We start from the raw sequence: 17,216 nt of genomic DNA on the forward strand, positions 1-17,216 counted from the left end.
TATCACTCATGTAAAAATAAAGTTTATCCGCGATAACTCAATCCGCCGCCCCTCAACAAACTGCTCGATAACGCGTCAATTGTTTTAAAATCGTCACTTGTATATATAACACTTAAAACCTGTCAAGCAAAAGTCTCTTGCAAGATAAAAATTTGTCATGCTAGCCTATTCACATAACAACCAAAAGGGCTATGTAATGGAACCTTACAGCATCCACGTTGAGCATTTAGAAAATACTAAGATGGCCTTTGTGGTTTTCAATAACTTAGGTGAAGTGCCACAATCAGTTCGCGAATGCAGATTCCAGACTATCGGTTGGATATTATACGTGTTCGACAAATTGCGTTCCCTTGTAGATGAGTGGGAAGAAATTACGCATGAAAGCAATGTATCCCACGCCTTGAAGAACATGGCGTCGCTGGACTGGGAAACTGCTTGCAGTCTAGTGCGGGCGGAGAATTGGCGAGAGCGATTCAACCTTATTTGGCCAGTTTTGAGCTACCAAGAGCAAGCGCTCGCATTACGCTATGACTACGACGATGAGGACAATAAAAATTATTGGCCAGGCTTTGATTCGTTCAACATGATGTTTCGCGACTTTATGCGAAAGTCTCCTCTCCGGAATCGTGAGCAAGTACGCACCGAAGACCCAGCAGAATAGAACTGCGCTTACCGAAGCTCTTCAAGGAGCTTCATATGAGTTGAGCGAGAACAGATCTCGCTAGCAAAGCGCGCCCAGAGGAAGATAAGACATCGTGCGCTGTGGGCTCAAGGACTCCGGCGGAACTCACCAAGACGGCGAGCATTAAACTTTTCAATTGTTGTTGTACTGGGCGTTTGCTGAATGGCCGCCTATCAGCTGCATTCTTGCTGCCCGCAGAGATCAATGACACTTCACCGTTCAGTGCAAGATGTTGCCCCGGATTCGCATGCAGCCTACGAGATCTGCCGACTGACTGAAGAGCTCATCACCTACCGGCTTTGAGTCCAAACAGGTCCTCCAAACACCCACCATCAGATGTCGAGTTCACTAGGCGGTCAGCGCTAGGAATCCAGCCCCTCAACAAACTCTATCGCCTTTTTCCGATCTGCTTTTTTCAATGCATGAAACCCTTTGAGTAGACGCGCAGAGTCATCGTCTTCACAGTAGAAATAAGCAAGCGGCAACCCCAGTACACCAGCGATTTGTTGCACGGTTTGTACTCCAGGTTCATGAACGCCCTTTTCGTACTGGTTCATGCGAGCCGACGCTGATGCTGGTTCGAGCCCAGCCTCAATTCCTAGCTGCTCCTGACTGATACCCATAGCCTTCCGTGCCTGCTTTAAACGCTTACTGAAAATGGTCATTTCTCTCGCCGTAAAAGGCTAAGAGATTCTTAGATTTCGTTGGACAACATACTAAGAGTTCCTTAGTATCTCGGTGAAATAATGCCATTTTGGCATCAATCAAAACACGAGGACTGGGGAATCTATATGAAGGAAATGCAAATCGTAGACGGCCGACTTGACGAGAAATCGCGAGGTTTTGGCAGCGACATGATCAGCTACCACTACTGGAAAATTGACGACACGAAGCACGAAAAACTCGAAATCCCAGACGTTCTCGATGCTCATGTAAAGGCGGGCAACCGAATCCGAGCGACTTACCAGCCAGGCAAAGACAATGTCAATCGGATCTGGGCCATTCAGCTCGACAATGAACCCGTCCGCTCAGTTGTCACCATCCCCTTCATCGCAGTGTCCTTGGGAAGGCTCAGTATCCTGCCTCTGACGGTCGCCATCTTTACTATCTTCGTTGCCTACGGTTTCTGGGAGAACAGCGTCAACCACCGAAGCTTTCACGGATCGACCTATCAGTTGGGCTGGCTCGCGCTCAACATGTTCGTCAGCTATCGCTACATGATTAAGCCAATATTGATCATCAAACGCGGCATCAAGGCGTTTCGCGAATATTGCGCTAAGGCCCCAGCGTCAACCTCGACCGCTAACTAAAACCGAGCAGACGCCGGCGATTCTCCCGAGAGCCAGAAAATGAATTACGTTGAGCTGATCCGACGACAAGCCGAGCAGATATTTGGCAACAAAGAGAAAGCCGATCATTGGCTGAATCAGCCCATCGTAGGGACTAATGAATGCTCACGGTTGCAAACGGCTCACAGTCAATCAGGATACGAACTCGTGAAGGCAGAGCTCGAAAGGCTCAGTCACGGGTTTGCCTGCTGATGCGTCCCCTTCCCTTCAAGCTTCCCTGCCGATGCACCAATGTCCTGTTCGGCCAATCGATCGTCGTTGACCGAGGGGGCTGTCCTGAGGAATGCGCTCTAGGTGAACCTGCTCCCTCCCTCGTATTCAAATCAAGTAACCCTTCCACTTTATTGAAAGCGGTGCAGCAGCTGAGTTTTCCAAAAAACAACAAACGGACAAGAAGAAGCGCTAAACCTAGAATGATGCTTTCCGGAAAAGGCGCCTCCTGCTGAGCCAAGTCTCGCCGTAACAAAACCCCGCATTGCAGCCATCGACAACGCCGGCTTGCATTTAACGTGTGGACTCCTCTGCAGCAATCTGAAACCAACCATCCCTTTCCATACCATCGAAATTGAAGCCCCCGATGGTCATGGCAAGCAAAATGCTGGCACCCGATAATCGACTGCTCAGACCTGACGTATGCTCCCTCTGCTGGGCGACACCTCCTGGCCAAGCGAATCGGCCCCAGGAATTTATCCGCCACGCCTGTTCAGACTCCGTGGAGGTGAGCTCAAAAGTAAACCAGAACGGAAGCTGAGCAGTCTGCAGGTGAGCAATTTTCAGTCCTTTGGCCCGGCCATGATGGAGATCTCTTTCGAGGACGTGACGTACCTTTTGGGCTCCAATGGTGCTGGAAAGACTGCAGCCCTGCAGGTGCTCTGTCGGATGTTGCATTTGAACCCAATTTAAGACGAATCCGACGCTCAGACTTCCATGTCCCCTTTGGGGAAAAAGAGCCACCGGAGCACGTGACCTATGGCTGGAAGGGAAGCCCGCAGAATTCGGAGAAAATCGTACGCTAAGGCTTTTCGGGCAGCCACAGCAGCCGTAACTTCCCTCTCTCCGGTCTGCGGCCTTGCTCCCTGACCTAATTACCCGTCAGGTTGATGTAATTTAGCCCAGCGACAACAGCTATTACAGAAACTCGCCGTTAACTGGCTCATCGGCCTCGCACCATACCTGTATAGCATGTCTGTTTCGATGCACTGGGATCTGCTGAGCTTAATTAACCGAGTCGGAGGCGTTAATATTAGGTGACAGAGCATCGTTGCTATTCTCAGACCTTGAACCGCGCAACCACATCATTCAATTGCATGGCCAATAGAGCAAGCTCTGCAGTTGCTGCCGAGGTTTGTGTAGCACCTTCCGCGCTCTGATTCGACACCTCGCGAATTCGAACAAGATTGGCATCTACCTCTCGAGCGACCTGCGCCTGTTCTTCCGAGGCAGTTGCGATTAGCACATTGCTATCGTTAATCAACGCTACCAATTCGGCAATCTCCTGTAATGCTTCTCCGGCCGCATGTGCGCACTCCATCGTCACAACCGCTTGCTGAGTTGTTTGCTCCATGGAGGAGACAGCGCCTCGACTACCATGCTGAATGCTGCCGATCATATGATCAATTTCCTGTGTCGACTGCTGAGTTCTAAGTGCCAAAGCCCTGACTTCATCGGCGACAACTGCAAATCCGCGACCAGCGTCCCCAGCTCGGGCAGCCTCAATGGCGGCGTTTAAGGCCAGCAAGTTGGTTTGGTCTGCAATGGATCGAATCACTTCCAGGATCTCGCCAATGCTAGCAGCGTGGGTCGCCAACGTTAGAATCTCCGTCGATGAGCTTCGGACTCGGTCCAGCATGTCACTAACTGCGCCAATGGTCTGATCAACCCGCGCTCTTCCTTTTTCAGTAGCTGATTTAGTAGTTTGAGCAGCATCCGACGCACGAACAGCGTTGGCCGCCACTTCGTCTACAGCAGCACTCATTTGAGTAACGGCAGTGGCGGCCATTTCAACCTCGCTGTTTTGCTGTTGCAAACCACGAGCGGCATCGTCAGTGACGGCCTGAACCTCTTCGCCAGCTGCGGCAAGTTGATGAGACGATTGGGCGATCTGACCGACAATCTCGCGAAGGTTATGCTGCATCTGACCCAACGTTGCAATGAGCTGAGCGGGCTCGTCCGAACCTTCGTAGACAATCTCCTCATTCAAATCATTTTTAGCAATCCTCTGGGCGATGGCAACCGACTGTTTGATAGGGGTGGTGACACTCAGAGTAAAGCGCCAAGCTATCAAGATCGTTGCAACCACGCCAATGATGACGAACAGAGACACCAATTGGAGCGTTTGGCTATAGACTAGAGCGGCGTTTTCACCTGCGCGTGCAGCATTTGCCTCATTTAGGTCTCGTAAATTTTTTATCGCTAGGTTGATCTCATCCGCAGCAGGGCTCAGTTGCTGATTGCTCAGTGTGATCGACGCTTCGATCTGGTTACCCTTGATCAGGTCCAAAACTGCCTCCTGTGCTTGCCAAAACCGTCTCATTGCAACGCTCAAAGCATCGAAAGCTGCCTGCTCTTCGCGGGTTGACATCAGGTCATCCAATTGGCTAGTAGCCTTATCTATGGTTTCTTTAGCGGTCGACACCGTCTTCAAAGCCGCATCCTTGCGCGTCGCAGGCTCAAGCGGATTGCGCAATCGAGCGTTACTGGTGCGAATTTCGTTAAATGAAAGCGCAGTGATAGCTAACTTAGTCACACTAGGAAGTATTTTTTTTTCGACGTATTGCTCTGCCTGGTTTAGTTGAGCTGCCTGCCATAAGCTGGCCAGCCCCAACAGGATAACCAATAGGCAAAAAAGTCCAAAACAAGTCGCTATTCGAGGTGCGATGGTCAAGGTGCGTAGGCGCATAAGGTTGCTCCAGGAAAAGAAGGAAGAATGTTTTATTTATCGGCACGATTGCGCGATGGCATTAGCGGTTTTTTCACGTTGGCGTCATTAACAAAACACACGTCTGGAAGCTCCGGAGTTCTTGTCAGGCTGAGACTCTAGGGATTGGTCTCAGATACGATCAAATGAACACACAACAGACAGAGAGCATCGACGCGATCGGCACGGCCGAAACCGTCGAGCAAGCGCACAAGGATGCACGCTACGCCACGAGCTACCTGCAAGCGCTTTACGACGCCCGGTTCATTACAGAAGCGGAGTACGATCATCAGGTAGAAGCGATCAAGGCGACTTTTGCGCTGCAGCTGTCCCAATTACGCGCTGCGCTTCTGTCTCGCCAATCGGTTGGAGTTAGTCCTGAAAGTATTCGTTTCCGCGCTGCTATAGCTCACCTGGATTCGCGTCCGCCATACACTGATGGTGCTGAATACGAGCTGATCAAGCTGCTGTTCCTCGACACACCGGTCATACTGACAGCCGTCGGCGACACCAAACAAACGATTATGGGGTGGGTAGGAGTACTGGATGGCATCTTCAAAACCTAAATGCTGACGATTTTGAAGCGCGCCAACTAAGACTCTTCCGAAATTTCCGATCGCGGCCAAGCCTGCTACGCATGCAGAACGATGTCATCCGGGAAATAGATGCGTCTGCCGTGATGCCGGATGAGTTCATTGAAGGCAACGGTGGGGAAATTGTGGCCAGCCATTTTCGGAGCTCCACAGATGAAGCTCAGGCCCTGGCAAACCTCGTCCATCACTGGATCACGGTCAAGGGCGTTTCTCCTAGCGAAATCGCGATTTTGATGCCTCGCCAGATTGCAGAATATGGCGAATCACTGATGGAACAGCTTTCGCTTACTGGCGAAGATCGCCAGGCCGCTTTCCAACGAACGACGTTCACGCACAATTTGCTGACGCAAGGCGCGCTCAAGGCCGTCCTGGTGATTGATTGCCTGGCTCAAGTCGGCGGAATGCGCGTCCTCTGGCACCCGGATCGCGATGTAACCGGCCAGGGCGACGCGAGCGGCGGCGCCCGGTTGGCTAAGGGCCAACTCAGCGGCGGAATCGAGACTGGAAGCGGTCCAGAAGTGTTTATGGAATTTGTGGTCCTGGGCCTTCAAGCGGGTGAACTGCACGCCCTTGAGCAGGGCCTGGCCCCAGGTCGTGACAGAGAAGACAATCAACAGCCAGATGACGGCGTGCTCAATGGATTCGAAGGGGGATGCAATCAGGTTCATGGTCAGGCTCTCCAACAAGGCATTACATCGGTTCTAGCGATGCGCTTTTTGTCAGGTGGCCCGCGGTGTGTTTCAACAGGTTGAGTTACTTGATTTTGAAGTCGATGGGCACGCTGACCCAGCCGTCCTGGGCGACATCGCCCTGCTTGGCCGGGACGAAGCTCCAGAGCTTCACTGCAGCCAGCGCGGCGGCGTCGAGTTGATCACGACCACTGCTTTTGGATCTGGATCTCACCGGGTTTGCCGCTGGCCAGCACATGCACCCGCAGCAGCACTGTGCCTTCCCAACCGCGACGCAGCGCCAGCGATGGGTATTCCGGCGCCTGATTCTTCAGGTACCCACCAGTGCCGGTTGCTACAACTTAAGGATCATCGTCACTGACAACCATGAGGCCAAGGGCAACACGGGTTACTCGGTCACTGTCCTTATCGAGATTTTTCCACAATGCCCTTGTGCCAATCCCTGACATGGCGTGGTAGATTGATAGCCATATGTCATCATCGCATTAGCTGCTCAGGGTAGAGGTCGGCTACGCCTTTACCGACACCACAAGGAACGTTTCATGTCTGGCTCCGGAACCCGATTCTACGGTAAGGCGACTCCTGCAAATCCCGTCTGCGAGAAACTAGAGTTGTTCACGCAGCTTTCTTCTCCGAAGGAAGATGTGGTCGATCAAATTCAGATCGGCGATGTCTTGGAGGTAGTCATCAGTCCCCTCAATGGCTTCAACATCGTGCAGGTACTCTGGCGAGGAAAGCTTGCGGGCGGTGTTGCATCTCCTGATATTCAATTGCTCCAGCGCTGCCTAAGCGAAGGGGTCATATATCTCGCTCAGGTTACGGATAAGAGCGGTGGCGAAATCCGAGTTCGCATCTACCCCTATCTACCCTAAGGCAAGGAAGCAGAGATGATTACTGTAGTTGGCGGCGTGTACCAAGAGCGTTGTATGTCACCTCGTTGGGTTGAAGTCTATGGTTCCGGTGGACGTGCAGCCACAGCCCTGGCGAGGATGGGTGCCCAGGTGAATCTACGCGCGTACGCAGATAAAGACACTGGGATAGTCATCAGTCAGCGCGCAGCGCTTGAAGGATTCAATATCGAGTTAGAGCCGATCGAACAGTCTGTGGTTTTTTCCTACACCCATGGACTGTCCACGCCATCGATTCACAAACCGTGGGCGGGCAAACCTGCACTGCAGGTTCAAGGTGACTGGATCGTCCGATTTGGCATGATCGAAGGTGATGCGGTCGTAAACGCCGACTATGCAGTCTACGATCCTCAAAGCTCCACCAATCCCAAAAGTTTCTCCGCAAATGGCTCAACCGCCACTCACCTCGCTCTCATTCTCAATCACGAGGAAGCCGAGGCACTGTATGGGAGCCGTGAACCTAACGTGGAAAGACTTGCCGCCGCCTTGGCTGAAATTGAAAAGGCGGAGGTGGTTGTTATCAAGAGAGGCCCTCTCGGCGCGCTAGTTTACGCAGACGGGCAGTTTTCGACAGTGCCAGCATACGCCACCCAACGCGTGTTCAAAATTGGATCAGGTGACAACTTCGTCGCTCACTTCGCCTATAACTGGCTGGAGCTTGACCTCCCCCCTCACGATGCCGCACTTAACGCGTCACGAGCAACGGCGTTCTACTGCCTGCATCAAGGGTTCGGCACGCAAAAAAGGCTGCAGGATTTCCAACCGACGCCGTTGATCATCTCCAGTGATTTCCGGAACGGCAAGCGCCCAAAAATCTACCTGGCAGGGCCATTCTTCACCTTGTCTCAATTGTGGCTGGTGGAAGAAGCTCGCAACGCTTTTATGAACATGGGGCTAAGGGTGTTTTCGCCCTACCACGACGTCGGTCATGGCCCTGCGGCAGAGGTCGTTCAGAAGGATGTAGATGCCATTCTCGAATGCGAGTTGATGTTCGTGATCGGCGACGGTTTAGACGCCGGTACTATCTTCGAAATTGGCTACGCTCGTGCGCTCGGCAAGCCGGTCATTATGTACGTTGAGAACGAGTCCGAAGAAGACAAAAAAATGATGGAGGGCACCCACTGCCTGATCAGCAATGATTTTGTGACGGCGATCTACCAAACTTCTTGGGAGGCTGTAGCGGTATGAAGCGCGCCCTACTCTTATCAGGCGGCATGGACTCACTCGCGCTCGCTTGGTGGAAACGCCCTGAGCTGGCCATTACGTTGAACTACGGTCAACTCGCTGCAGAAGCAGAGGTCGCAGCATCACGCACAATCTGCAAGCATCTAAACATTGAGCATCACATTGTTTCGATCGACTGCAGCTCGCTCGGGTCAGGAGACATGGCCGGGGCAAATGCCGATGCGCATGCTCCAGCATCGGACTGGTGGCCATACAGAAACCAGATGCTGATCACGCTGGCAGCAATGAAAGCCATCGGCCTTGGGGCGAAAGTGCTTTATCTCGGGACTGTGAGCTCCGACGGCTCTCATAAAGATGGTACGCCGGAATTTATCGAGGCTATCAGTGACCTGTTGGCAATCCAGGAAGGAGGGCTGAAGGTCGAAGCACCAGCCATCATGCTTTCCACAGCTGAGTTGGTTCGAACCTCCGGGGTGCCGTTTAACTACCTGTCCTGGGCTCACAGTTGTCACAAATCTAATGTGCTCTGTGGGAACTGCAGGGGCTGCAACAAGTACTTTGAGGTCTGGAAAGAGTTGGATCATGAATTGGATAAAGTTCCCTAGCCCGATACCCCGGGAGAGCCCTGAGTTTTACGAGCCTTTCGCCTGGCCCAATGGAGAGCATTTGTTCTTTGCGGAGCCTCGCGGAAATGTACCTCCATCGTCACAGTTACTTTCGGTCTTTGATGTTCTGACCCGGCGTCGAAGCCGGCGAGCTTTCAGCTCCATTTCTCCAGAGACACTAGGCTCATTCCTATGGCATACCGCTGGAACTCAAGCGTCGGAGCCGTCAGGTTTCGGCCCAACGCTTGAGCAGCGCCAAACCCCCTCCGCAGGAGCCATCCATCCCATACACATACTGATTAAATTGCCTGTTTTCGAAGATTGGTACCGGTACGACGGACAAGTACATGCGCTTGTCCAGGTGACAGGGTCTTCAGACGCGTTGCAGCCGATGCTCACCCAATGCCTAGAAGTCAACGAATCTGCTTCTGCAATACGCATCGCTTTGATAGCAGAGCCCGGTAAAAGTGCAGCCAAATATCACCACGCTGCGAGCCTAGTGTGGCGTGATGCGGGAGTGTTGCTGGGAACAATGTCGATTGCAGCGGAAGCTTTTGGCCTGCATTTTTGCCCATTAGGCATCACCGGGGAACCTTGGGCTGGTGAGCTTTGCCCATCTGGTAGGCTAAGTGGAGTGGGGATTGCGATGATCGGCGGCCCCACCACTGCAGAGGAGTGAAAGGCTCAAGCCGCTCTGAGCTTTGCCCTGTCCAAGAGATCATGGACGACATGCGATGCCGACATCATCTGATACCACATCAACGCATCGAGAGCCGAGGCCTTGACTGACAGCGCTCGGCTGAAGGTTAAAAACTCTTGTTCCAGCTGCAGGTAATGTCGCTCAACAGATAGGCCAGTGGAAAAGAAACCACCCAACGCTCCTGCTCTGAGAATGTGTATATCAAGAATGGCCACGTCATCAGCATCCAGCCAATTTCGTGCGATCCAAGATGCGGTTTTAAATCCGATGCCAGGTATGGCGAGTAGCCAATTGCGCAAAGCCTGCCCTGACTGCATCGGAATGTCTTTAGATTGCAGAGCCTTGAGTGCTGCGTGAAGATACCGGGCTTTCTGCTTTGCGAAGCGATAGCGGATCATTTTTCCATTGACCTGCAGTGGTTCGGATAAACAGTTGAACAACTCAGCCTCAGTTAGCAGTGCTGTGGAAAACACCTCCAACTCTTTCAGGTGTGCAAAGGCCGCAAGCCCTACACTAGCAGGGATTCCGTGACCACCAAGCAAGCAGGCACCTACCTCCTCCCGCAGCGTTGACCCAAGCTTGTAATTTATAGGATGGGGTTGAATTTCGTCTGCCCAAGCTTGGTATGCCCAATACGCGGGAGAGGGAAAGGATTCAATGGCGCCCCAGCTCAACCCGGGTAGTACCTCTGTGTCCGGAGCCGGGAAGTGGCGTCTGTGTACCACTGAATCGAGGATCACAAAGCCCGTCTGCATGGTCATATCTTCACTCCCTTCCATACGTTTCGTTCATCCATTGAATAAGGTCATTCCGCTCAATTGGGTTCATTAGCGCAATTTTTTGCCGCAGTCGCGCCTGTCGCCGAGCGATGGTCTGCCGCTCTCTGTAGGTATGCCCCCAAAAACAAGTGTCATGAAGCTTTTCGGGAGCGGGGAAATTCATCCAGACGCACTCCTCTCGCATACTGGAATGCGTTTTGGCGTCAAACGAAACGAGACGCCATCCTTCTAGTTCCTGCCCATACAGATCGCTTCGATACCCAGAAATCATCACCATGCAAGGCAGGAGTTTGAGGGCCGTGAGGAGCTCAACGTGGCCAGCTATGTCATATTCGAAGCGGTAAACCTTCGACCTTTGCCGGGTTTCTGAAAGGTAGGGAGGATCTGCGTAGATCAACTCCTGGCCCGTAAAGGGATAGGCTTGGAGAAATTGTAGGGCATCCGCCTGGACGAACTCGCATCGTTCTTTCAACTGAGGCTGTTGCCAAAGCGCGTGCACGGCCGGATCAATGTCGACGCCAATGCTCCGACTCGCCGGTTTCTTGTGACGCATCACTGCCCCAGCGCCGAGGTGGGTCTCGATGTAGACCTGATGCGCTGGCATCAGATTGATCAAGCGCTGGTAGCACTTGCCCTTTCCGCCTGGATAGTTCATCCACCAATCATCGTCAGAAATGACGATGATGTCAATTTCTGGAGTCTGAAAATAACGCTTCACCGGAAAGCCAAGCCGTATTCTCAGCACCATCGATGAGGCTATAATCAATACCATCATGGCTTTTTGCCAACATTCTGCAGACTGCATGAATAACCCCGCAGGAAGAATCGAAAGGAATCTTGATGCGCATCGTTAAATTCGAAACTGAAGGCTTGTTTGGTCGATTCAACTACGAAATTGACTTAGACCCTCCCAGCGGCCTCACTATCATTACTGCGCCCAACGGCTACGGTAAATCAACACTTTTACGCATCTTGCAGAGCCTGGCCTCAGGTGATTATTACTTCTTCATCCGAGAAAATTACTCGCGCATTGAATTCACCTTTTCAGATGGCCCGCCTTTAACCATTTACAAAAGCTTCGAAGACAAAAGCAAACAAATGGTTTCGCTCTCTTACGGGAATAAATTCGCCAAAATTGGCGACCCCTTTGAGGACAATATTGATGAAAGTATCTATTTCATTGAGCGCGAGTTGAGATTCCTCACCAGAGTTGGCTTCTCCACTTGGAAGCATAACACCTCAGGCGAGGTGCTTAATCGCCACGAGGTATTAGCGCGCTACGGTTCCAACAGCAATATCCGTCATAGGTTTCGCTCAGTGGAATGGGTTGATGAGCTTTGCTCGAAGCTGTCGGTATACTCAATCCCGACTAACCGACTCAAAGAGGGAGAAAGCTCCCCTACTCACTCATCAATGGTCGGTTCAATCACTAGAGATATTGCCGAGCTAATCAAGGAAACCATTCGAAATCAGTTCAAAATTGGCCGAGAAAAAGAGACAAGTTTTCCGGCGCGGATTATCGATTCGCTCAAGGACTCAGTACCACCTAGTGAAGAAACAATCAAAGAGCTGATCGCAGCTGTTCAAGACCATGAGTCACGTTATAAATGGCTTGGATTACTGCCCAACGATAGTTCCGGTACACGCCTTAGTAACCAGACTGAAATCAGCGACCCCGCTACGAGGGTAATCCTCAAAACGTACCTGGATGACATCAATGAGAAGTTCTCAGAGCTTGCGGCTGTTGCCAACAAGCTTGAGGTTTTCACGACTTCAATTAACTCGTTGTTTGCCTTCACGACGGCGTCGCCCTCCGCTGATGTTGGGATTTTGATACGAGCGAAGGATGGGAGAAAGGAGCCCTTGGCATTGGCGTCGTTGTCGTCCGGAGAACAGCATCTGATAGTGATATTAGGCAAGCTCGTCTTTAAAACTGAACCCGGTTCGCTCGTATTGATTGATGAGCCTGAGATTTCCTTCCATCCAGAGTGGCAGGAGAAGTTCCTCGATATACTTGAAAGCATCCGTCAGATCAATGGATTCACATCGGTAGTTGCTACTCACTCACCTATGGTGATTGGGCACCGCTGGGATGACACAGTGGAACTGGCCGAGCTCTACAACAAATAATCCTAAGGATGGGAACAGAATGAGCCGACTACGTGCTATTCAGTGCAACCCGACAAATCTGTTGAATACAGCCAAGATGCTATACAAATCCAAGGGGGAGCAAACCATTGTTGTGGAAGGAAAGACAGACATGTATTTCCTACAACAGTGGAGACAGCCAGGATCCAAGATACGTTTCGACGGATTAGATGGCAAAACCTTGGTAGAGAAAGTGTATCACGCATCAAAACAGCCGCCGTATAGCGACCAGCAGTTTCTCTACTTTTTTGCCGATGTCGACTTTGACGAAATATCGGGCACCCCACTGATTGATGACCCACGATTTATCTACAATGCTTACTGTGCAAACAAGTCGCTTGTCGAATACAACGATCTTGAAGCATTTCTGGTTAACAATGGCGCGCTGGAAAAATTGTTGATCAACCATGGAATTGACCCCGCGTCTGCTCCAGAAATCAAGCGCAAGCTAGAAACTGCATCGCGTTATTTCGGGTCGCTTCGTGCAGCGGATATTGTTCTGGGCAAAAAAAACAAGCTCTCATTGAGCATTCTTAATAGCTTTGATATCGAACCTTTTTTTGATGCAAAACAGTTCGTTGTCAATCAGAAGTCATTCGAAGCTCAGCTCCCCTACTGGACGAACTACAAACATTACGTAGATGACCTACTGGAAGAGGCCGAAAAAATCAACGCGGCAAATTCGAAGCCATGGGCCCTAAGCCGGGGTCACGATGTCACCGAAATGTTAGCTCTTCATCTGGTGGAAGTCGGAAGCAAGGGGATGCGTGCTGAAAAAGTCGAACTTATGCTGCGGCTCGCCTGTGAACTTGCCACCTTTAAAGCCAGCCCAATGGGTAGAAAGCTTACCTCGGAATGCCCGTCGTTCATTCCTGATTAACAATCTTCTGGGGCTGCCTGAGGGAGTTGCGGATCAAGCAGATCACCTTCGACAACACGGGCAAGTCAATTGACAAGAACGTTGCGAGGGAGACGATTTTAAAGAAGCTGGAGTCGGAGAAGATCGAGGCGTTCAACACGCTCTCGATCCCTGGTAAACCAACGATGCCAAAACCGCTTTCGCCTCCTTAATAACTGATTAGATCGTTGCCCAGGCAAGCCCGAATTAATCCAGGTCAAATTAGTAACCGGTCGCAATGGCGACTGCCTTACTGGGAAGCCTGCATTAGCCACCTTTCGCTCCCATGACAGGTCGAAGATCACCCGCGATATCTCTTGGTTACGCGCTTCATGACCATAGGTACAGCCCTTCTCGACAGGCAGCAATTAACCATAAAATCTGTTTCCTGCATCGATCTACTGTGGGAGCGAGCCTGCTCGCGATGACTTTCTATCAGGCGCCCGATGCTCTTAACTAAACCAAAAGCAGTCATATAGAGCCTTAAAGCTTGAACTGCGTTACCAAGGTATTGAAGGAGACGGCTAGCCGCGAAAACTCTTGACTGGAAGCGCTGGTCTGGCTGGCACCAGCAGCGGTCTGAGTTAAGAGGTCCTGGATGTTCAGCAGATTACGGTCCACCTCACGGACGACCTGGGCCTGCTCTTCGGACGTCGAAGCGATCACCAGATTGCGCTCGTTGATGGTGACGACGCTGTTTGTGATCTTCTCCAGCGCCTCACCGAAGCGGGCCTGCAGCTTCTGCGTCATGCGCGGCAAGTGCTTTCGCTTAACGATGACGCCCTCAACTCCCTGCGTGAGAGCAGCTTGAGCTGTGTGTTGCGCATCGGCTCGCCCCATGACATCGCCGACACCATCCTGCCGCCGATGCTCAGCCACATCACCCGCTCGGCCCTCGTTTGCGCCTGGAGATCGATGTCGGCCGCGGTCCGCTCCTGATGGACGATCTGCACCGGGGCAAGATCGATATGGTGATTTCCACGCCCGCCGACCCGACGCTTGAAGGCTTTGCCTTGCGCACCTCTCCGGTGTGGTGGATTTGCTCGGCCCAATATATTCATACACCGGACGAACCCAGCATCTATCGCCACTATGCGCTGGAGGCCCTGGAACGCGCCAACATTCCCTCGCGCCAGGCGTACCTGGCATCGAACCTGATCGGCATCAAGGCCGCAACGCGGGCAGGCCTGGGCGTCACGCCCCGAAGCATGGAGATGCTCGGGCCGGACATGCGCGTGCTCGGCGAAAACGATGGCCTGCCACGCTTGCCAGATGTGACCTATTACTTGTGGATACGGCCCAACACCGTGAATCCATTAGTGTGTCGGGCCTATGAGTTGATCAAAAGCGGTCAAGGGCACTGATGAGCCTGCTTCAACTGCCCGCACCAGCGCCGGCTTCTTCAAAGAAGCCATCAAGGGGTTGCCGGACTGGATCATCCTTCGTGCGGGCGATCCGTCCCTGAGTGCGGCCCGAGCCTTTTTCTAGTTGAGTGTGAGCGAGTGCCGCCCCGTCTTTGGCACTGCCGGAGCGCTTGAGCCATCCGCTGTATCTCTACGTGCTGCGCCAACAAGAGGCAGACAATCGGCACCTCGGTCGCCTGGTGATACAAGCCCTGCGGACGCGGCATGGCTGTCAATTGATCAAGAGCAACCACACCGCGGAGCAGGTCTGCACGGCCGTGGATTATCAGTCGAACGCCGCTTTCACCCGCACCTTCGCCAAGGCGGTTGACTTGCAGACAGGGGGGTGTTGCAAGCAACGTGGATGGCGTCGAGGAGCGCAGTCTTGTAGTGCTCGATGGACGGGATCGCGCCCCTTTAAAAGAACTAAAAAGAATTAATAAATACAAAATAAGTATTTATCGTTATAAATAAATCCACGTACTCTCAGCTCATCCCGTCATTCATCACCACAGTGAAGTGCCCCATGAATCAGACTGACAATCTCATCGACTTCGCCAGCTACCGCAAACGCAAACAGGCTCAACAACGAGCACGGGCGATGTGGGAGGTGTACGCATGCAACGCAGGTTTGCAGCCCTTTCAATGGGTGCAAGCGGCCAAGGCGACCGAGACGCGTCACGCGTGAACGTGCAGCAACCCTCGCGTTTTTTGGCGAGCGCCGACGAACCGGTACTGGATTTGAATAACCTGGAATCCCTGGAAGAAGACCCGATCTGTGAGCGGGTCGCGCAGAACCTGCAACGCCTGCGGAGCAAGCGACATCTATCCCTCGACGCCCTCGCCCGTCAGTGCGGTGTGAGTCGGGCGATGTTGGCGCAGATCGAATCCGGACGCAGCGTGCCGTCGATCAAGGTGCTGTGTAAAATCGCCAAGGGCTTGAAGGTTTCGGTGGCGGCGTTTCTCGAGCACCGGACATTCGAAGGTGTGGCGGTGCTGTCGGCCAGCCAGAGCAAACGCCTGGTGAGCGCCAGTGGCGCTTTTATCAGCCGTGCCCTGTTCCCCTTCGATGTGGCGCGCCAATCGGAGTTTTACGAACTGCGCCTGAGCCCCCTGGGTGAAGACCAGTCCGAGGGACATGGTCCGGGGGTTCAGGAGAATCTGGTGGTGTCCCAGGGCGTGCTGGAAATCAGCGTCAACGACAAACGCTATTTGCTGTCCACGGGAGACTCGATCCTGTTCTACGCCGACCAGCCTCACCGTTATCGCAACCCCGCCGACAGTGAAGCGGTAGCCTATCTGGTGGTGACTTACCCCGAACGCCTGGACTGAAAAGCAGGCATGAAAAAGCCCGGCAGGGTTAACCCTCTGCCGGGCTTTTTCAATGACCGTCGCGACGGATCAGCAGGTACAGCACATCAGCGGCATGCCGTTGCAGCTCATCATCATCGGCATGCTGCAATCGTTCATCATTTTCATCATCAGGGCGCAGCAGTCTTTCATCATGTCCATGTTCATGCCAGCCATCGGCATGATTTTGTACATCATGCAATCGGACATCAGGGTGCATTCCATCACGCACTTCATAGACGGCATCGGCATACCCATCATCGGCATTGGCATCATCATGCTCATCATTGGCATCGCCATGCTCGCCTGGGACATGCACATCATGCTCATGTTGCCGCAGTGCATCATCATTGGCATGCCGCAGCTCATCATCATCTGCATCATTTCAGCGCTGTTCTTGAACATCGCCATGTCCATGCCAGCGGCCGGCATCATCTTGCACATCATGCCGTCGTCCATCATGTCGCAGGTCATGGTCGCCATCATCATCGGCATGCCCATCATCGGCATATTGGCGTTCATCGGCATTTGCATCTGCATAGCGTTCATCATTGTGTTGTTCCGTGAAGGATGGATAGTTGGACAAAGCTGATGGGGCGGATTCTAAACAATGGTCTAACCGCAACAAGATGACGATCAAACAGCGGGAACTAATGCTAAAGCATCTTTTATGAAGTGAACGGCAGCAAAATATCTGCTATTGCAATAATCCGGATTTGATAACAGACGCCCTCAAAAACACAGCATCGATTTTCTGGTTATGGATATGCACTCGACAGCTATATAAATAATCGAAAGAAATAATCAGTCTAAACAGAGCCAGATCATTTCAACCGAGCGCTCAACCGCGCAGGTTTTCATCGATTCAAGACCAATGACTCAGCGGTGAACACTTCACCGTCTGTCAACTTTTGCACATCCACAGTGTGGCAAAAGATCTTCTTTCCACGCGAGATAAACTCTCACAGCCTCTTGAATTATATGGTCGGGACGGAGTGATTCGAACACTC

At 52.3% G+C, this 17,216-nt stretch carries 17 protein-coding genes and 5 pseudogenes; 14 read left to right on the plus strand and 8 right to left on the minus strand.

The window, feature by feature from the left end; all coding sequences use genetic code 11:
- Positions 1–196 precede the first annotated feature (196 nt).
- Complete coding sequence (locus ACSFE6_RS00240; protein ID WP_435425772.1) at positions 197–661, plus strand: hypothetical protein; 465 nt, start codon at positions 197–199, stop codon at positions 659–661.
- A gap of 383 nt (positions 662–1,044) precedes the next feature.
- Here the strand turns inward: ACSFE6_RS00240 and ACSFE6_RS00245 are convergent, their stop codons facing one another.
- Positions 1,045–1,347, minus strand: a complete 303-nt coding sequence (locus tag ACSFE6_RS00245) for a helix-turn-helix domain-containing protein (protein ID WP_435425773.1) — start codon at positions 1,345–1,347, stop codon at positions 1,045–1,047.
- A 126-nt stretch (positions 1,348–1,473) separates the two neighbouring features.
- Between ACSFE6_RS00245 and ACSFE6_RS00250 the strand changes: the two genes are divergently transcribed.
- On the plus strand, positions 1,474–1,992 hold the full coding sequence (locus ACSFE6_RS00250; RefSeq protein ID WP_435425774.1) for a hypothetical protein: 519 nt from the start codon (positions 1,474–1,476) through the stop codon (positions 1,990–1,992).
- A gap of 39 nt (positions 1,993–2,031) precedes the next feature.
- Positions 2,032–2,223, plus strand: a complete 192-nt coding sequence (locus ACSFE6_RS00255; RefSeq protein WP_435425775.1) for an antitoxin Xre/MbcA/ParS toxin-binding domain-containing protein — start codon at positions 2,032–2,034, stop codon at positions 2,221–2,223.
- 1,078 nt (positions 2,224–3,301) lie between these two features.
- On the opposite strand, the gene ACSFE6_RS00260 is transcribed toward ACSFE6_RS00255, so the two are convergent.
- A complete protein-coding gene (locus ACSFE6_RS00260; RefSeq protein ID WP_435425776.1) occupies positions 3,302–4,930 on the minus strand; it encodes a methyl-accepting chemotaxis protein in 1,629 nt (542 codons plus the stop codon).
- 164 nt (positions 4,931–5,094) lie between these two features.
- Between ACSFE6_RS00260 and ACSFE6_RS00265 the strand changes: the two genes are divergently transcribed.
- Positions 5,095–5,514, plus strand: coding sequence for a hypothetical protein (locus ACSFE6_RS00265; protein WP_435425777.1), 420 nt, complete (start codon positions 5,095–5,097; stop codon positions 5,512–5,514).
- 314 nt (positions 5,515–5,828) lie between these two features.
- Here ACSFE6_RS00265 and ACSFE6_RS00270 read toward each other — a convergent pair.
- A pseudogene (locus ACSFE6_RS00270) lies at positions 5,829–6,209 on the minus strand (MotA/TolQ/ExbB proton channel family protein); the annotation flags it as partial.
- 85 nt (positions 6,210–6,294) lie between these two features.
- A pseudogene (locus tag ACSFE6_RS00275) lies at positions 6,295–6,562 on the minus strand (energy transducer TonB); the annotation flags it as partial.
- A 210-nt stretch (positions 6,563–6,772) separates the two neighbouring features.
- Here ACSFE6_RS00275 and ACSFE6_RS00280 point away from each other — a divergent pair.
- From ACSFE6_RS00280 to ACSFE6_RS00295, 4 genes are read left to right on the plus strand one after another with little or no spacing between them, the layout of a single operon-like run.
- Positions 6,773–7,102, plus strand: a complete 330-nt coding sequence (locus ACSFE6_RS00280) for a hypothetical protein (protein ID WP_435425778.1) — start codon at positions 6,773–6,775, stop codon at positions 7,100–7,102.
- A 15-nt stretch (positions 7,103–7,117) separates the two neighbouring features.
- Positions 7,118–8,326 (plus strand): PfkB family carbohydrate kinase, encoded by a 1,209-nt coding sequence (locus ACSFE6_RS00285; protein WP_435425779.1) that lies wholly within the window; start codon positions 7,118–7,120, stop codon positions 8,324–8,326.
- Positions 8,323–8,928 (plus strand): 7-cyano-7-deazaguanine synthase, encoded by a 606-nt coding sequence (locus ACSFE6_RS00290; RefSeq protein WP_435425780.1) that lies wholly within the window; start codon positions 8,323–8,325, stop codon positions 8,926–8,928. Before ACSFE6_RS00285 ends, ACSFE6_RS00290 begins: the two co-directional genes overlap by 4 nt.
- Positions 8,906–9,607, plus strand: coding sequence for a nitroreductase family protein (locus ACSFE6_RS00295; protein ID WP_435425781.1), 702 nt, complete (start codon positions 8,906–8,908; stop codon positions 9,605–9,607). The genes ACSFE6_RS00290 and ACSFE6_RS00295 overlap by 23 nt, the downstream gene beginning before the upstream one ends.
- 5 nt (positions 9,608–9,612) lie before the next feature.
- On the opposite strand, the gene ACSFE6_RS00300 is transcribed toward ACSFE6_RS00295, so the two are convergent.
- Positions 9,613–10,389, minus strand: coding sequence for an 8-oxoguanine DNA glycosylase (locus tag ACSFE6_RS00300; protein ID WP_435425782.1), 777 nt, complete (start codon positions 10,387–10,389; stop codon positions 9,613–9,615).
- Positions 10,390–10,393: 4 nt separating this feature from the next.
- Positions 10,394–11,212 (minus strand): DNA adenine methylase, encoded by an 819-nt coding sequence (locus ACSFE6_RS00305; protein ID WP_435425783.1) that lies wholly within the window; start codon positions 11,210–11,212, stop codon positions 10,394–10,396.
- A gap of 35 nt (positions 11,213–11,247) precedes the next feature.
- Between ACSFE6_RS00305 and ACSFE6_RS00310 the strand changes: the two genes are divergently transcribed.
- Positions 11,248–12,537 carry an AAA family ATPase gene (locus ACSFE6_RS00310; RefSeq protein WP_435425784.1) on the plus strand — a complete coding sequence of 430 codons (1,290 nt, stop codon included), beginning with the start codon at positions 11,248–11,250 and terminating at the stop codon, positions 12,535–12,537.
- Positions 12,538–12,556: 19 nt separating this feature from the next.
- Positions 12,557–13,435 carry a hypothetical protein gene (locus ACSFE6_RS00315; RefSeq protein ID WP_435425785.1) on the plus strand — a complete coding sequence of 293 codons (879 nt, stop codon included), beginning with the start codon at positions 12,557–12,559 and terminating at the stop codon, positions 13,433–13,435.
- Between the two features lie 501 nt (positions 13,436–13,936).
- Here ACSFE6_RS00315 and ACSFE6_RS00320 read toward each other — a convergent pair.
- Positions 13,937–14,206 (minus strand): annotated as a pseudogene (locus tag ACSFE6_RS00320) (methyl-accepting chemotaxis protein); the annotation flags it as partial.
- Here ACSFE6_RS00320 and ACSFE6_RS00325 point away from each other — a divergent pair.
- From ACSFE6_RS00325 to ACSFE6_RS00340, 4 genes and pseudogenes are all read left to right on the plus strand, one after another.
- A pseudogene (locus tag ACSFE6_RS00325) lies at positions 14,165–14,817 on the plus strand (LysR substrate-binding domain-containing protein); the annotation flags it as partial. The pseudogenes ACSFE6_RS00320 and ACSFE6_RS00325 sit on opposite strands and share 42 nt — an antisense overlap.
- Before the next feature lie 49 nt (positions 14,818–14,866).
- Positions 14,867–15,296, plus strand: a pseudogene (locus ACSFE6_RS00330) (hypothetical protein); the annotation flags it as partial.
- 86 nt (positions 15,297–15,382) lie between these two features.
- Positions 15,383–15,544, plus strand: a complete 162-nt coding sequence (locus ACSFE6_RS00335; RefSeq protein ID WP_435425786.1) for a hypothetical protein — start codon at positions 15,383–15,385, stop codon at positions 15,542–15,544.
- Positions 15,541–16,188 (plus strand): helix-turn-helix domain-containing protein, encoded by a 648-nt coding sequence (locus tag ACSFE6_RS00340; RefSeq protein WP_435425787.1) that lies wholly within the window; start codon positions 15,541–15,543, stop codon positions 16,186–16,188. The genes ACSFE6_RS00335 and ACSFE6_RS00340 overlap by 4 nt, the downstream gene beginning before the upstream one ends.
- Positions 16,189–16,257: 69 nt before the next feature.
- On the opposite strand, the gene ACSFE6_RS00345 is transcribed toward ACSFE6_RS00340, so the two are convergent.
- A complete protein-coding gene (locus ACSFE6_RS00345; RefSeq protein ID WP_435425788.1) occupies positions 16,258–16,758 on the minus strand; it encodes a hypothetical protein in 501 nt (166 codons plus the stop codon).
- Positions 16,759–17,216: the final 458 nt, after the last annotated feature.

This window comes from Pseudomonas baetica, assembly GCF_051216495.1.
Taxonomy (GTDB): domain Bacteria; phylum Pseudomonadota; class Gammaproteobacteria; order Pseudomonadales; family Pseudomonadaceae; genus Aquipseudomonas; species Aquipseudomonas baetica_B.

Coding starts and splice junctions, on each gene's coding strand:
- ACSFE6_RS00245 (WP_435425773.1), bottom strand. CDS start 1,347: ATGACCATTTTCAGTAAGCGTTTAAAGCAGGCACGGAAGGCTATGGGT.
- ACSFE6_RS00285 (WP_435425779.1), top strand. CDS start 7,118: ATGATTACTGTAGTTGGCGGCGTGTACCAAGAGCGTTGTATGTCACCT.
- ACSFE6_RS00335 (WP_435425786.1), top strand. CDS start 15,383: ATGAATCAGACTGACAATCTCATCGACTTCGCCAGCTACCGCAAACGC.
- ACSFE6_RS00280 (WP_435425778.1), top strand. CDS start 6,773: ATGTCTGGCTCCGGAACCCGATTCTACGGTAAGGCGACTCCTGCAAAT.
- ACSFE6_RS00300 (WP_435425782.1), bottom strand. CDS start 10,389: ATGACCATGCAGACGGGCTTTGTGATCCTCGATTCAGTGGTACACAGA.
- ACSFE6_RS00295 (WP_435425781.1), top strand. CDS start 8,906: ATGAATTGGATAAAGTTCCCTAGCCCGATACCCCGGGAGAGCCCTGAG.
- ACSFE6_RS00290 (WP_435425780.1), top strand. CDS start 8,323: ATGAAGCGCGCCCTACTCTTATCAGGCGGCATGGACTCACTCGCGCTC.
- ACSFE6_RS00250 (WP_435425774.1), top strand. CDS start 1,474: ATGAAGGAAATGCAAATCGTAGACGGCCGACTTGACGAGAAATCGCGA.
- ACSFE6_RS00265 (WP_435425777.1), top strand. CDS start 5,095: ATGAACACACAACAGACAGAGAGCATCGACGCGATCGGCACGGCCGAA.
- ACSFE6_RS00305 (WP_435425783.1), bottom strand. CDS start 11,212: ATGCAGTCTGCAGAATGTTGGCAAAAAGCCATGATGGTATTGATTATA.
- ACSFE6_RS00260 (WP_435425776.1), bottom strand. CDS start 4,930: ATGCGCCTACGCACCTTGACCATCGCACCTCGAATAGCGACTTGTTTT.
- ACSFE6_RS00240 (WP_435425772.1), top strand. CDS start 197: ATGGAACCTTACAGCATCCACGTTGAGCATTTAGAAAATACTAAGATG.
- ACSFE6_RS00315 (WP_435425785.1), top strand. CDS start 12,557: ATGAGCCGACTACGTGCTATTCAGTGCAACCCGACAAATCTGTTGAAT.
- ACSFE6_RS00345 (WP_435425788.1), bottom strand. CDS start 16,758: ATGATGAACGCTATGCAGATGCAAATGCCGATGAACGCCAATATGCCG.
- ACSFE6_RS00310 (WP_435425784.1), top strand. CDS start 11,248: ATGCGCATCGTTAAATTCGAAACTGAAGGCTTGTTTGGTCGATTCAAC.
- ACSFE6_RS00255 (WP_435425775.1), top strand. CDS start 2,032: ATGAATTACGTTGAGCTGATCCGACGACAAGCCGAGCAGATATTTGGC.